The following is a 13,752-nucleotide window of genomic DNA, read 5'->3' as shown; positions in this document are numbered from 1 at the left end:
CGAGCCCCCTATGCCGGATGCGACCTCAACCGCCGATTCCTTTACCCTAGCCGCCAGTGCCCAGGCGCGCCACGACTGGGCCATCGACGAGATCGAGGCGCTCTTCGCCCTGCCCTTCAACGACCTGCTGTTCCACGCTCAGCGTGTCCACCGCACCCACTTCGACCCCAATGCCGTACAGGTCTCCACCCTGCTGTCGATCAAGACCGGCGCGTGCCCGGAGGATTGCAAATACTGCCCCCAGTCCGGCCACTACAACACCGGACTCGGCAAGGAGAAGCTGCTCGAGATCGAAAAGGTGGTGGAGCAGGCCCTCGCCGCCAGGGAGGCAGGTGCCAGCCGCTTCTGCATGGGGGCGGCCTGGAAAAGCCCGCGGGATAAGGACCTCGGCGCGGTGTTGGAGATGGTACGGCGGGTCAAGGCGCTGGGGCTCGAGACCTGCATGACCCTGGGCATGGTGGACAACGACCAGGCGGGCCGACTCGCCGAGGCCGGGCTCGACTACTACAACCACAACCTCGACACCTCGCCTGAGTTCTACAGTGAGATCATCACCACCCGCACCTACGCCGACCGCCTGGAGACCCTGGGCCATGTGCGCGAGGCGGGCATGAAGGTATGCTCCGGCGGGATCCTTGGCATGGGCGAAGCACCCCGGGACCGCGCCGCCCTGCTCCAGCAGCTGGTGCGGCTCGAACCGCACCCGGAATCAGTGCCGATCAACATGCTCGTCAAGATACCGGGCACTCCCCTCGAGCACGTGGAGGACCTTGACCCGGTCGAGTTCATCCGCGCCATCGCCGTGGCACGCATCCTGATGCCAACGAGCCACGTGAGGCTCTCCGCTGGCCGCGAGCATATGAACGAGTCCACCCAGGCACTGGCCTTCCTGGCCGGGGCCAACTCTATTTTCTATGGCGAACGGCTGCTGACCACCGCCAACCCCCAGGCCGAGCGCGACCGGGCGCTATTTGCCAAGCTCGGCCTGCACCCGGAGCAGAGGGACACCTGTGTCGATGACGACCGCGCCCAGGCCATCGTCGAGACCGATCTCTCGCGTCAGGCAGCGCAGCAGGCCGCAGCACTGGCCACCGAGCTGACCTACGACGTCAGCGGCGCCTGAGCTTGAGCATCGATTTGTCCTCGCGACTCGCCTCCCCGACCCCAGGTTCGCCGCAGCGGCAATGACCAGGGACTTCTCGATGCTCATTGACTTCCGAGTCAATATCCGTAAAATGTTGACGCCTGCTAGTCCGTGCGGATGTGGTGGAATTGGTAGACACGCCAGGTTTAGGTCCTGGTGCCTTCGGGCGTGGAGGTTCAAGTCCTCTCATCCGCACCATTTGATTTCATTAGCCTTTCTCCCTTCTTGCTTCATCTAGCCGACGCACTTGATTATCGGCTGTGCCTGGATTGTGACCCATCCGATTGACCGCTTGTCTCACTCGATGATGAACATCCTGCGTACCTTTGATGTCGATGGACGCCGCGACCTCCGGCTCCGCAAAACCAGGCAATCGATCATCCTCGTCGCGCGATGGACGTACCGGCAGGTGCAGGGCGCTGCCCTTGTCGAAGAGCGTCAGACGCACGTCCTCGGGGGGCGCCCAGGCCAGGGGCCAATAGGACGTGGAGAGCAAGAGCCTTAGCCGATGACCGCGGGGAAATACCTGATCCACATCGTTGAGCTGCACGCAAACCCATTGCTGCCGGTAGACTTTCCAGTGCCTCCACCTCGACTCAACGATCCCGTCGGCCTGCAGCACGAAGGATACGCCGCATGTCCCTGAGCAAGACCCAGTCCAGTTTCTACCGCCGCCTCTACGTCGCCCACCTGGTGGCGGGGGGCACTGCCAGCGTGCCTGCCATCACAGCGGCTACCGGCATGCCGCGCCGCACCGCCCAGGACACCCTGGCGGCGCTGGCCGAGCTGGATATCGTCTGCGAGTTCGAGCGCGACGAGGGGGAGCGTCACAATATCGGGCGCTACGTGATCCGCGACTGGGGCCCCATCGACCCGCGCTGGGTGGCGGCCCATGCCGACCGGCTGAGGCAAGCCCTGGGCTATCCGGAGATGGCGTGAGACGCCTTGGCAATGGCATCGCGCGTGCGTTGGCGGGGCTGCTGCTGACGGTGAGCCTGGCCGGCTGCGCCCAGGCGGTGCAGCAACAGCCCGGGCCAGGACCCGAGGCCGTCCGACTGGAGCCTGACTGGGCAGTGGCAGAGGACGGCTACCGGCTGCCGCTACGCCACTGGCCCGCCAACGATGAGCGTCACCACGAGCCCCGCGCTCTGGTGTTGGCCGTGCACGGCTTCAACGACCATGGCGGAAGCTTCGACGTCATGGCCGAGGCGCTGACACCTCACGGTATCGCGACCTATGCCCATGATCAGCGAGGCTTCGGCCTGACCGCCCAGCGGCGGATCTGGCCCGGTCACGAACGACTGGTGGACGACGTTCGCCACCTGGTCACGCTGCTCCAGGCCCGCTATCCCGAAACGCCCCTCTATCTGGTGGGCAAGAGCATGGGCGCCGCGGTGGTACTGCTCACCCTGGAAGAGGACCCGCCGCCGGTGGCCGGCAGCGTGTTGATTGCCCCTGCCGTATGGGGCCTCGACGCCATGCCCTGGTACCAGCGTGCCGGCCTCTGGCTGGGGATTCGGCTGATTCCCTCGGTCAGCTTCTCATCGAACACGCTGCGCCGGCTGGGCATCGAACCCACCGACGATCCCGAGATCAAGGCGCGCCTGGCCCATGATCCGCTCATCCTGCGCCGGGCCCGGGTCGACACCCTGCACGGCGTCAGCGTGACCATGGACCTGGCCCTGGAGGCCGCCCGCGACTTGCCCGCCCCGGCGCTGATCCTTTACGGCGACGAGGACCATGTGATCCCACCCGAGGCAATCTGCGCGCTGCTCGAACGGCTGCCAGAGTATGGCAATGATACCCCCGGCTGGCGCCTGGCCCTTTATCCTGACGGCTACCATATGCTGACCCGCTATACGCAGCGCGAGCGCACCGAAGCCGACCTCACCGCCTGGCTGCTCGACCCGAGCGCCGACCTGCCCTCCGGCCACGAGCAAAACCGAGACCAGGCTCGGGGCACCCTCTGCCGCTGAGGCTAGCACCGACTAGCTTCTGCAAATGTGATTGACATGTATCGAGATAGGACAGACATTGCGCTGATGAGCCCCAATCCATACGAATCCGACCCCCACGATGACGCCAGTTCTGGCCAGCTGCTGACACAGCTCGATGCCGCTATCGAGCGGCTTGCCGCCGCGAACGCCGTGGCAAAAGTCTCGCCCGTGTTCGAGGTCATCGACGCTGCGCGCCCCTTGATGTTCGATGCCAGCTGGCTTGAAATGCTTTACGCCCGTATTCCGGCGATCGAAGCCGCGGGCTTCTTTGGCGGTAGCGACTGGGACTATCCCCAGACGCTGGTCCCTTCGCTCGCCGTGCGTACCGTGCGCCATGGTGACCCCATCGCCACCCTGGTCGAGAGTCTGAGCCAGATTCGCCTGCTGGCCGTTGCCAAGGGCGACTACTCGCACCCATCGGTCTCGGCGGAACATGCCAATCACTTCCTCGCGCAGGTGATGGCCATGAACCTTGATATCGTGGTCAGCGACCTCCAGGAAAGCGACCGGCTGCGACCTGACCGGCTGGGTTATGCCGTCCAGAATCTCTACCACTACCTGCTCGAGCACTTGGGCTACCAGAATCTTCTGGAGCATTTGGTGGCAGAAGTCTGGCGGATCCTGGCACAGCGCCCCGTTCAGGTCGGTGGCGTCAAGCATATGGTGACCCAGATCGCCGCGTGCTTGAACTCGCCGGATACCCTGGTGGGAGAGGCCAGCGAGGATGCTCGCCAACTCGTCGATGCCGTCTTCGGCCCCACCGCAGGCTGCCGCGAGGACCCCGGCCTCGATGTCTACGCCGAGCGACTGGCGAGCATGGACGATGCGACCCTGTTGCAGGAAGCCATTGCCTTCGCCCAGGCCATGCATAGTACCGGCCTGGTTTCCCCCTACATGCCGGGATTTATCCGTTACCTGAGAATCCGATGGAATGCGCTGATCCCCACCGCACTGGGGTTAAGCCAGACGGGGGCAGATGCCTTTCACTGCTACCCCGCGCTGATCCACACCTTGATCGATGAGGCGCTGTTTCCCGAAACCAGTCAGGCCGCTTATGGGCTCGCCATGATGCTTGAACGAGGTATTCTGTACTCGCCCCCGGTAGCTCCCTCGCTGTGGCGACAGCTGAGGCTCTCGCTATGTGATGCCGCGGCAAAGAAGATTGCTGCTGTCTTCGGGAACCGGCGGTCGCCGGCGTGTTTTCTGCTTGCCGACGTTCTCAATGTGCTTGGTCGACCGCTAGGAGTGGGTCAAGGCAACTACCCCACGTGCCAGTCGACGCGTGCCCTCTCCATGTGGGCCTACAATACCCCGGCGGAACTGCTGCGGGTCGTCGCCTGGGCGGCGCGCGACGATGAAGTGGTCATGCGCTTCGAAGGCAACAGTATTTCCTCGCGTGAGCTCCGGACTGGCCTGGCGACCGAACCCCCCGTGGATGTCGATGCTGTTTCGCTATTGACCGTGCCACATCTCGATCGGGTTTACTTCGAAATGGGGCGCCGAAGTATCGGCCGCGGCGAAGACCCGCACAAGTGGGTCAACGCCGAATTCCATGGTGATCATGTAGGCCATGGGTTCCGCATTGCGGTCGATGTATTTACCGGCGGATTGAAGGACTTCGAAGGTTTTATCCGTGACTTCTATGCGGCGTATCACCCCTTCTATAACGGCAACATTCCGGTAATAAATCCGCAGCCTGCGGGGATTGCCGTGACCGATAGCGCCACACGTTTTCTAGGCTGGCATGCCATCACGATCCAGCGTCTTGCGCTCGATCCCAGCCAGGTCATGCGAGTGTATTTCTTCAACCCCAACAACGACAGCGGACAGGATTGGGGGCAGGACATCGTCACCTCGACCCAAGGTAATGGCGAACTCTATGGCGAAGCCTCGCTTCCGGTTGCCCAATTTGCATCTCGTCTGTATGTCTTTCATTATGACCCTTTAGAAAAGGGTGAGACGACCATTATTCCAAGCGATGAAGTGGATAGGGCCATGACGTTGGCCCGTAATAGCTGGGCATCGGGGCGCTAACCCAGATACCCGGTAGTCACGCTCGACAAGATCGCTCGAAACCGAGCGACAGCATCCTGCCCCAGGCAGAAGGAGAACAATATGTCCGTATCAGAAACTCCGGTAACCAATGACGTTTCAAGCTGGACCGATCCGACATTAGATTCGGTTCGAGGTACTGAAACGCCCAAGGACCCCAACAAGGGCTACATCGCCCTGCTGGGCTGGAGTGTCAATGCCATCAAGGCCGCGCAGAAATTTGATCGGCGCTACGTGGTAGTGGCGCCCGAATGGGCCGGCGATTTCTGTGAAGCCAACAACATCCCCTACATCTCCTGGGATTTTGTGCGCCTGAATGACCGTTCCATGGAAATTGCCGAACGGCTCAAGGCAGAAGGCGTCGACGTGGCCATCCCGCTGTTTGAGGAAACCGTCGAATGGTCAGGCGCGATCAACTCAGTGCTAATGGACAATCCGCGCATGTACGGGCAGTCCATCCTGTTCCGCGACAAGGCGCTGATGAAGCGACGCGCACAGCTGGGCGGCATCCGCGTGGGCATCTTCGAAGAGGCACACGAGAAAGAAGACATCATCCGCTTCATGAAACGCGTCAACCAGACGCTGCTGAAGCTTGACGGCGACCCGGATGACCCGATTCACGTCAAGGCCTTCGATAAGGCTGGCTGTCTCGGACACCGTATGATTCGCAAGATCGAAGAGATCGATGCCATCCCGGACGAAGAGTATCCTTTGCTGATGGAAAGCCACCTCGACGGCTGGGAATTTGCCGTCGAGGCCTGGATCCATGACGGCAAGATCAAGTTCCTCAATATCTCCGAGTATGTGACTCTGGGCTATTCGGTGTTCGTCCCCGCTACAAGGGAACTCGAGAGCTGGCGCAACGCCATTACCAAGCAGATCGAGAAGCTGATCAAGACGTTCGACATCCAGTTCGGTCTGATCCATCCCGAGTACTTCGTGGCGTCAGACGGTGAGATGTACTTTGGCGAGGTTGCCTATCGCCCACCCGGCTTCAAGGCTTTCGAGCTGATCGAGCGCGCCTACGGATTCAGTGCCTACCAGGCCTCTATGCTGGTCTTCGATCCCAAGAGCACCCAGGAAGAGGTCGATGCCTTCTTCCCCCGCGAAGTGGTTGATGCGAAAGGCTATGCGGGCTGTTTCGGCGTATATCCGAGGCGTCGTGTCGTCAGCAAACTGGAGATGCCCAAGGAAACCATCGAGCACCCGTACTTCGAATCCCACGAGCTGGTCGCACCGGCCGAAGAAACGGTTCCGGATCGTTCGGCCTTCGGCACGCACTGGGGTCTGTTGTTCTTCTTCGGTGACGACCCGATCGTCATGCGGGACCTGCTCAAGGCACAAGAGGACCTGGACTTCTACGTCTAGCCACTCGTTCAGCGCCGACACGTGTCCACGCTGACATGACCGGGGGCAGGGCTTATGCCCTGCCCTTTTCATGTTTACCCACTGTGACACTCAATACGACAAGACGTTGACGACGTCGACCGCTTTCGCGGATAGACTCATGGCCAAGGTACACAATAGGTAACCACGGATGAGAAAGGTCCTGATAGCTTTGGCCGCCTGCGCCGCCCTGAGCGCCAACGCCGACACCCTCCCGGATACCGCTGGCGGCGAGCTAAATGACGGCTCAGTCCCGGAAAGCGATAGCGATTTTCCCCTCTGGGCCAACGAGCAGATTGACCCCATGCATGACAGCGTGTCGCGCTGGGTCGAAACCACCTCGCGCAGACTCGACGCCTTCTTCGGCACCACCGACGCCCTGACCATCGAGAACGACTCCTACCTGCGTATCAGCCAGGGCTCGCGCTGGAAGGAAGGCGAGGACTTTAGGCAGGACGTTGGCGTCCGGTTTCGTCTTGATATGCCCACCACCGAAAAGCGCCTGCGACTGATCATCGAAAGCGAACCGGAGGAAACTCAAGGCACCCTGGCCGAGCAGGACAACCAGCTGGTGGATGATCGTATCAGCGGTGTGGAGAGCCTGCGTATCGGTCTGAATCGTCTGGGAAGCCGCGACAAGAGCGAGCGCTGGAATACCCAGGTCGGCGCCGGTGTTCGCGTTCGGTTGCCTCCGGACCCTTACGCGCGCGTGATTACTCAGCGCCTGTGGACCCTCGACGACGGCCCTTGGCAACTGGAAAGTGACAACCGCATCTCCTGGTTCAACAGGGATGGCTACTCTGCCCGCACCCGCTGGGACCTTGGCCGACCGGTGGGTGATGATCGCCATCTTCGCTTCATCACCAACGTGCAGTGGCGGGAGGAGGTCGACCGGCTGGAATTCAGCGAGACGCTAGAACTTAACCAGCGCATCGATCGACGCCAGGCAATCCGTTACAGCGCCGTCATGCTGGGCGAGAGTGGCTCCAGCCCCAGCATCGAGGACACTTACCTGCAGACACGATACCGGCGCAACCTGCACCGCGGCATTCTCTTTCTGGACGTGGCACCTACCCTGCATTTTCCCCGGGAGCACAACCGCGACCCGCGCTGGGCGCTGGACCTGCGGCTGGAGATGTACTTCCGCCGCAAGATCGATCGCGTGCGCCTATAATTCTTGCATAATGATCAGGAGACGAGATGCCTGATGCGCTCGAAAAATCGAGCCAACGTAACGCCATTGACCGTCTGATGGAAACTCGTCACAATTGATAAGAGTTATCACTTGCATCACGTCACGAGCCGATCATGAACACAGCGCACATGAGCACAGAGCGCCCCAAGGCCTACTACACCGCCGTCTTCCTGCAGGTCTCCTTTCGCGCCATCAAGCAATCGATGGCCGGCAAGGCCAGTGACGGCCTTCCCTGCTGGCTCGATACCCGTATGCTCGGCATGCTCGCGCGCGAGCTCAAGGCATGTGTCGACCAGACGCCCCACCCCACTGCTGCCCACGAGGCTCTGGAGACCGCAAGCGAAGAGTGCGATCAGCTCCTGGCCCGCTGCCCTGGGGACCTGGACAGCACCCTGTGCCATCGCCAACTGGACGCCATTCTAGAGGCCCTAAAGCGGGCCATTGAGGCGCTGACCAATGCACCAGCCCCTGCCGATGAATCTCGCTGGCAGAGCGCCTCACGCTATCTCGTTCAAGGCTGGAAACGCCTTTCTTGAGCACATGTCGGCATCGCCGCCGCTACTCCCCCGCCAACACCCGATAGCCCAGGGCCTCCAATGTGCATTGCTGCGACAGGGTCAGTCCGGAGGCAAGATCGCCCCTATCCTCCGGATGCCCCTGCAGTATCGCCATGCCAGTTCCGTCATGAGCGTACAACAACCGCTCACCGCATCGCCGGCATCCCCAGGCATCGCCGCCCTCATCATCCGCTGAAACATCGAGTTCGTCGGCACCCTGGCCAATCTGAATGGCTGCCAGCGGCCAGAAGGCCACCGGCTCGTCCCCGGTATCCAGGCCGAGGGCAAGGGGTGAACCGCCTACCAGCAGCGATAATGCGCCACAGTCGCAGGCGATTAGTCCATAGGGTCCGTTACTCATGGAGCACTCCCGGTCAAGAGGTGGTCAGTGTCGGTGCGCCATCCACCCTAGCGGTCAAGGTCAACCATGCCTAAGCGCCAGAATACCATCGTGGCGGCGAATCAGGCTCGTCAGCTCGATGCAGAACGGCGTCTCTTTATCCGGTACATATCGCTATCCGCATGGCTCAAGAGCGTATCGGCATCTTCTCCGTCTGCGGGATAGCGGGCCACGCCGATACTGCAGGAAGGGACGATCTCCACCAAATCAGGGCCCAACGGTTCGGCCAGAACCGCAAGAATCTGCTCCACCTTGGCGGATAGGGCATCCGGCGAGTGAATGTCCGTCAACAGAACGGTGAATTCATCACCTCCCATCCGAGCCACCGTGTCTGTCTCGCGAACGCAGCCTTCCAGCCGGCGTGCCACCGAGCAGATCACACGATCACCCATCGCATGGCCATGGACATCGTTGATCAACTTGAAATCATTGAGGTCCAGAAACAACAGAGCCAGACCACACTGATGTCGGTGAGCCGCATGCATGGCCGACGCCAGTCGGTCATAGAACAGCGAGCGGTTGGTCAGTCCTGTCAGGGGATCATGGTGGGCGAGGTAACGCAGCTCTTCTTCGGCCTGCCTCAGAGCCGACACGTCCCGCGCGACACCGATCCGAACCCCCTCCTCCTCGACCCAGCGGGCCGACCACAGGATGTGTACAACGCCACCATCCTTGCGGATATAGCGATTACGGAAATCGGTATGAGGCTGACCATTCATGACTCGAGTAATGGAAACCAGGGAGGCCGCAAGGTCATCAGGATGCATGTAGTCGGTAATGGTCGTCCCCGTCAGTTCATCAGCACGATAACCCAGCATTGCCTCACAGGCATCACTCACACAAACGATACGGTTGTCCCTATCGACCACGAAGACCGTGTCCAATATCAGGTTGATCAGCTTGGGATAGAGCGCTTGCAGGTCAACGGGCATAGGTCAGGAGATTCCGATTCACGTGGACTGATTGGTGTCCGCCCATGCTGGAAGACGGTAACCATCCTGCGAATTTTTCTGCAGGTCTGCCGACAATGCCATAGGCCTTGGGCATGTCGCTTGCCGCTTCGCGGCTAGCATCACCTGCGAAGTATGTTGATTGAGAGAGTTAAAGTCCCTGGGCACCCCTGCGCAACCAGTCGTGCATGAAGATAAGCTTGCGACGCACCTGGTCGGAAATCACAAAGGGATACAGGTCCGGCAATCCCATGGCGCGATTGATGTGGTTGACCGCCATGACCTGATGTGCTGCCACGTTAATCAAGTTCTCGGCATCGGCCTCCATATAGGGATCCCACCCAAGGTGCGGAAGATCGGCAGAAGACAGGCCTGCTGCAACGAAGCTGTCGGCGATATCCGTGAGATGAAGCAGGTGGGAAGCGGTTTCGGCCCAGTCCTCATGGGGGTGAGCGGACGCATAGGTGCTGACAAACCTCAAGCGCCAGTCCGGCGGCGGCCCATCATGGTAGTGACGCGTGAGCGCGGTAGGATAGTCCTGCCGCTCGTCGCCGAACATCTCTCGGAAGGCGTCGAGAAAATCCTCCCGCAGGCTGAGGCGCCACCAGAGCATGTGCGCGATCTCATGGCGCATGTGACCGATCATAGTGCGGTAGGGCTCTTCCAGCGCCTCGCGACGCGTCGTGCTAAGGACCGGGTCCGCCTCTGCCACGCTGATCGTCACAACGCCACCGACATGCCCCATGGGGACAGGGGTGTGGCCCTCGGCCAGCATGTGAAACACGGGACGAGCGCCGGGGTCCTCGGGCCGAAACCAGTTCCAGCGGCCCAGGTTATCCAGCACCCACCGCTTCGCCGCCTCGGTCTTGTTCCAATGGGGGATGGCATTCGGGATAGAGGTATCCGGGGCCAGCTCGGTCATGGCACAGGCACGGCAGAAGTCGCCCTCTTTGGGAGCGATCCAGTTACAGCCGATCACGTCGCGATTCGCACAGAACGGCGGCATGGTGATGAACGCCCTGGCCTGAGGGTCATAGGCAACCGGCGTGCCGGTGGCAGTCGCAAGGTTGTCGAACCACAGAGACCCGTAGCCGACGGGATTGGCGAAGACTCGCATGGGCATTAGCTCCTGGTAAACGGTGGAAGGCAGTGCCATCGGTAAAGATAGCGGCTGAAGGCTGCGTTCTAAGTATCAGCTTATCATTGGAGCGCCAGAAGCCCAGACACCTATTGCTCCCAGTCGCAAAACGTCAGAAACGCGATCGCCAGGGTCAGGTCGAAGCTGCCCCAGAAGACGTTGCCGGCCAGGCCGTCTCGATCGCGAAGGGAGTGGATCAAATCTCGAAGCCCAAACCGAAGTCCTCGGCGCTGATCGCCATCAGCGATTCGGCGCCGGCTTCGATGGCCTGCTTGTGGGCGCGGGTGCGCGGCACCAGGCGCTGATAATAGAAGCGCGCGGTGTCGAGCTTGGCACGGTAGAAGGCGGCTTCATCGGTCCCTTCGGTCAGGGCGGCGCGGGCCTGTTTCGCCGCACGGGCGAACAGATAGGCCAGGGTCACGTAGCCGGCGTACATCAGATAGTCGACGCTTGCCGCGCCCACCTCTTCGCGATCGCTCATGGCCTTCATGCCAATGCTCATGGTCAGCTCCCCCCACTCCTGGTTGAGCTTGGCCAGCGGGCGCACAAACTCGGCGAGTTCCGGGTTCCCTTCCTCGGCCTGACAGAACCTGTGGATCTCCCGAGTAAAGACCTTAAGGCTTTCGCCCTGGCTCATCAGCACCTTCCGGCCCAGCAGGTCGAGGGCCTGGATACCAGTAGTGCCTTCGTAAAGGCGGGTGATGCGCGCATCGCGCACCAGCTGCTCCATGCCCCACTCCTGGATAAAACCATGGCCGCCAAACACCTGAACGCCCTCGTTGGTCGCCTCGAAACCCACCTCGGTGAGGAACGCCTTGACGATGGGCGTCAGCAGACCCAGCAGAGTATCGGCCTTGTCCTTCTCGGCGGCGTCAGTCCCGTGCTCGACGATATCGATCATCTGCGCAGTGTAGAGCACCAGCATCCGGCCGCCCTCCGCGAAGGCCTTCTGGGTCAGCAGCATGCGGCGCACGTCCGGGTGCACGATGATGGGGTCGGCGACCTTCTCGGGCGCCTTGGCACCGGATAGCGCGCGCATCTGCAGACGATCGCGCGCATAGGCCAAGGCGTTCTGAAAGCTGGCCTCGATGAGGCCCAGACCCTGGATGCCAACGCCGATACGCGCGGCGTTCATCATGGTGAACATGCAGGCCAGGCCCTTGTTGGGCGCGCCTACCAGGAAGCCTTTCGACGCGTCGAAGTTCATCACGCAGGTGGCGTTGCCGTGGATCCCCATCTTGTGCTCGAGGGAGCCGCACGCCACGCCGTTGCGCTCACCGGGCTCGCCCGATTCGTTGGGCATGAACTTTGGCACCACAAACAGCGAGATGCCCTTCGAGCCCTCCGGCGCGTCTGGCAGCTTGGCCAGTACCAGGTGGACGATGTTATCGGCGAGGTCATGATCGCCGGCGGAGATAAAGATCTTGGTACCGGTGATCTCGAAGGCGCCGTCATCGGTGGGCACGGCACGGGTCTTGATCAGACCCAGATCCGTGCCACAGTGCGGCTCGGTGAGACACATGGTACCGGTCCAGGTGCCCTCGACCAGCTTGGTCAGATAGGTGGTCTTCTGCTCGTCGGTGCCATGGTGGCGCAGGGCGTCGGCGGCGCCGTGGGAGAGCCCCGGATACATGCCCCAGGCCAGGTTGGTGGAGCAGATCATCTCGTTGAGCACCATGGCCAGGGAGTGCGGCAGGCCCTGGCCGCCGTGCTCGGGGTCGGCGGCCAGGCTCGGCCATCCGCCCTCCACGAACTGAGCATAGGCGGCCTTGAAGCCCCTGGGGGCCTTCACGTCACCGCCCTCCAGCAGGCAGCCCTCACGATCACCGCTCTGGTTCAGCGGCAGCAGCACTTCGCGGGCGAAGCGCGCCCCCTCCTCCAGGATGGCGCCGACAACGTCGGGGCTGGCGTCCTCACCGCCGGGCAGGCGAGTGTAGTGGGTCGGATAGTCCAGCATCTCGTCCATGACGAAACGGATATCGCGCAGGGGGGCCTGATAGTCGGGCATCTCAACTCTCCATTTTCTTGGCTGCCGGTTCCACAGCCGGGCGCCGCCACATGAGGACGCAAAAGCGGCGGCGGCCGATTTCAAACATGCGTTTGAAATTAGCCGCCGCCGCGCGGAGAGTCAAGCGATCGTTTGATTTTCGATCTACTGCATGCGAATCCCGCCATCGAGGCGAATCACCTCGCCGTTGAGCATGGCGTTGGTGATGATCTGTTCGGCGAGTCGAGCGAATTCGTCGGGCTTGCCGAGCCGCTTGGGGAAAGGCACCGCGGCAGCCAGGGCCTGGGCGGCCTCGTCGGGGATCTCGCTCATCATCGGCGTCTCGAACACGCCGGGGGCGATGGCCATCACCCGCACACCGTGGCGAGAGAGTTCGCGTGCCGCCGGCAGGCTCATGCCCACCACGCCAGCCTTGGAAGCGCTGTAGGCGCACTGACCGACCTGGCCATCGAAGGCGGCGACGGAGGCGGTGTTGATGATCACGCCGCGCTCGCCATCCTCGCCTGGCGCGTTCTTCGCCATGGCCGCAGCGGCCAGGCGCATGACGTTGAAGGTACCCACCAGATTGATGTTGATGGTACGCAGGTAGGCGTCAAGGTCGGCAGGATTGCCCTCGCGGTCGACCAGCTTGGCCACGCTGACCACGCCGGCGCAGTGCACGACTCCCGCAAGACCCCGGCCATCGCCGAGGGCGATGGCGGCGTCCACGGCGGCCTGGATATCGTCACCCGAGGTGACGTCGCCGCGCACCGCCCGGGCGGCATCGCCCAGGCGCTCAGCGTGGGCCTCTACGGCATCGCTCAGGTCGCAGAGCACCACCCTGCCCCCCCCGGCCACCAGGCGCTCGGCGGTGGCCGCCCCCAGCCCGGAGGCAGCACCGGTAATCAGAAAGGTATTGTCCTTCACTTGCATGTTGGTTTCCTCG

The 13,752-nt window shown here is 62.0% G+C and carries 13 protein-coding genes and 1 tRNA gene; 8 read left to right on the top strand and 6 right to left on the bottom strand.

The window, feature by feature from the left end; genetic code table 11:
- The first annotated feature begins 10 nt into the window (after positions 1 to 10).
- Both bioB and ACFODV_RS05605 read left to right on the top strand, forming a co-directional pair.
- Entirely contained in the window at positions 11 to 1,123 is a 1,113-nt protein-coding gene (bioB, locus tag ACFODV_RS05610; RefSeq protein ID WP_379755922.1) for a biotin synthase BioB, read from the top strand.
- Positions 1,124 to 1,257: 134 nt separating this feature from the next.
- Positions 1,258 to 1,342: transfer RNA gene (locus ACFODV_RS05605), tRNA-Leu, on the top strand.
- A 10-nt stretch (positions 1,343 to 1,352) separates the two neighbouring features.
- Here the strand turns inward: ACFODV_RS05605 and ACFODV_RS05600 are convergent.
- Positions 1,353 to 1,766 (bottom strand): CocE/NonD family hydrolase C-terminal non-catalytic domain-containing protein, encoded by a 414-nt coding sequence (locus ACFODV_RS05600; RefSeq protein ID WP_379755919.1) that lies wholly within the window; start codon positions 1,764 to 1,766, stop codon positions 1,353 to 1,355.
- A 14-nt stretch (positions 1,767 to 1,780) separates the two neighbouring features.
- On the opposite strand from ACFODV_RS05600, the gene ACFODV_RS05595 reads away from it, so the two are divergent.
- The 6 genes from ACFODV_RS05595 to ACFODV_RS05570 all read left to right on the top strand — a co-directional run bounded on the left by ACFODV_RS05595 (position 1,781) and on the right by ACFODV_RS05570 (position 8,310).
- Complete coding sequence (locus tag ACFODV_RS05595; RefSeq protein ID WP_379755916.1) at positions 1,781 to 2,083, top strand: winged helix-turn-helix domain-containing protein; 303 nt, start codon at positions 1,781 to 1,783, stop codon at positions 2,081 to 2,083.
- Positions 2,080 to 3,120 carry an alpha/beta hydrolase gene (locus ACFODV_RS05590; protein WP_379755913.1) on the top strand — a complete coding sequence of 347 codons (1,041 nt, stop codon included), beginning with the start codon at positions 2,080 to 2,082 and terminating at the stop codon, positions 3,118 to 3,120. Before ACFODV_RS05595 ends, ACFODV_RS05590 begins: the two co-directional genes overlap by 4 nt.
- 189 nt (positions 3,121 to 3,309) lie before the next feature.
- Positions 3,310 to 5,175 carry a hypothetical protein gene (locus ACFODV_RS05585; RefSeq protein ID WP_379755910.1) on the top strand — a complete coding sequence of 622 codons (1,866 nt, stop codon included), beginning with the start codon at positions 3,310 to 3,312 and terminating at the stop codon, positions 5,173 to 5,175.
- 81 nt (positions 5,176 to 5,256) lie between these two features.
- Complete coding sequence (locus tag ACFODV_RS05580) at positions 5,257 to 6,561, top strand: ATP-grasp domain-containing protein (protein ID WP_379755907.1); 1,305 nt, start codon at positions 5,257 to 5,259, stop codon at positions 6,559 to 6,561.
- A 169-nt stretch (positions 6,562 to 6,730) separates the two neighbouring features.
- A complete protein-coding gene (locus ACFODV_RS05575) occupies positions 6,731 to 7,753 on the top strand; it encodes a hypothetical protein (RefSeq protein WP_379755904.1) in 1,023 nt (340 codons plus the stop codon).
- 134 nt (positions 7,754 to 7,887) lie between these two features.
- On the top strand, positions 7,888 to 8,310 hold the full coding sequence (locus ACFODV_RS05570) for a hypothetical protein (protein WP_379755901.1): 423 nt from the start codon (positions 7,888 to 7,890) through the stop codon (positions 8,308 to 8,310).
- A 22-nt stretch (positions 8,311 to 8,332) separates the two neighbouring features.
- Here the strand turns inward: ACFODV_RS05570 and ACFODV_RS05565 are convergent, their stop codons facing one another.
- The 5 genes from ACFODV_RS05565 to ACFODV_RS05545 form a co-directional block, all read right to left on the bottom strand.
- Positions 8,333 to 8,692, bottom strand: coding sequence for a hypothetical protein (locus ACFODV_RS05565; protein WP_379755898.1), 360 nt, complete (start codon positions 8,690 to 8,692; stop codon positions 8,333 to 8,335).
- 110 nt (positions 8,693 to 8,802) lie between these two features.
- Positions 8,803 to 9,663, bottom strand: coding sequence for a diguanylate cyclase domain-containing protein (locus tag ACFODV_RS05560; RefSeq protein WP_379755894.1), 861 nt, complete (start codon positions 9,661 to 9,663; stop codon positions 8,803 to 8,805).
- Between the two features lie 169 nt (positions 9,664 to 9,832).
- A complete protein-coding gene (locus tag ACFODV_RS05555) occupies positions 9,833 to 10,798 on the bottom strand; it encodes a zinc-binding metallopeptidase family protein (protein ID WP_379755891.1) in 966 nt (321 codons plus the stop codon).
- A 217-nt stretch (positions 10,799 to 11,015) separates the two neighbouring features.
- Positions 11,016 to 12,827 carry an acyl-CoA dehydrogenase C-terminal domain-containing protein gene (locus ACFODV_RS05550; RefSeq protein WP_379755888.1) on the bottom strand — a complete coding sequence of 604 codons (1,812 nt, stop codon included), beginning with the start codon at positions 12,825 to 12,827 and terminating at the stop codon, positions 11,016 to 11,018.
- A gap of 144 nt (positions 12,828 to 12,971) precedes the next feature.
- Positions 12,972 to 13,739 carry an SDR family NAD(P)-dependent oxidoreductase gene (locus tag ACFODV_RS05545; protein ID WP_379755885.1) on the bottom strand — a complete coding sequence of 256 codons (768 nt, stop codon included), beginning with the start codon at positions 13,737 to 13,739 and terminating at the stop codon, positions 12,972 to 12,974.
- Positions 13,740 to 13,752 lie beyond the last annotated feature (13 nt).

Origin of the sequence: Halomonas tibetensis (genome assembly GCF_042643535.1) — a bacterium.
GTDB classification, from domain to species: Bacteria; Pseudomonadota; Gammaproteobacteria; order Pseudomonadales; family Halomonadaceae; genus Halomonas; species Halomonas tibetensis.
Note: the sequence above shows the minus strand (reverse complement) of the source record. Positions and strands in the feature narration are given on the sequence as shown.

Excerpts from the sequence above, each read along its gene's own strand:
- bioB (WP_379755922.1), top strand. The coding sequence starts at position 11 with ATGCCGGATGCGACCTCAACCGCCGATTCCTTTACCCTAGCCGCCAGT.
- ACFODV_RS05595 (WP_379755916.1), top strand. The coding sequence starts at position 1,781 with ATGTCCCTGAGCAAGACCCAGTCCAGTTTCTACCGCCGCCTCTACGTC.
- ACFODV_RS05580 (WP_379755907.1), top strand. The coding sequence starts at position 5,257 with ATGTCCGTATCAGAAACTCCGGTAACCAATGACGTTTCAAGCTGGACC.
- ACFODV_RS05575 (WP_379755904.1), top strand. The coding sequence starts at position 6,731 with ATGAGAAAGGTCCTGATAGCTTTGGCCGCCTGCGCCGCCCTGAGCGCC.
- ACFODV_RS05570 (WP_379755901.1), top strand. The coding sequence starts at position 7,888 with ATGAACACAGCGCACATGAGCACAGAGCGCCCCAAGGCCTACTACACC.
- ACFODV_RS05565 (WP_379755898.1), bottom strand. The coding sequence starts at position 8,692 with ATGAGTAACGGACCCTATGGACTAATCGCCTGCGACTGTGGCGCATTA.
- ACFODV_RS05560 (WP_379755894.1), bottom strand. The coding sequence starts at position 9,663 with ATGCCCGTTGACCTGCAAGCGCTCTATCCCAAGCTGATCAACCTGATA.
- ACFODV_RS05555 (WP_379755891.1), bottom strand. The coding sequence starts at position 10,798 with ATGCGAGTCTTCGCCAATCCCGTCGGCTACGGGTCTCTGTGGTTCGAC.
- ACFODV_RS05550 (WP_379755888.1), bottom strand. The coding sequence starts at position 12,827 with ATGCCCGACTATCAGGCCCCCCTGCGCGATATCCGTTTCGTCATGGAC.
- ACFODV_RS05545 (WP_379755885.1), bottom strand. The coding sequence starts at position 13,739 with ATGCAAGTGAAGGACAATACCTTTCTGATTACCGGTGCTGCCTCCGGG.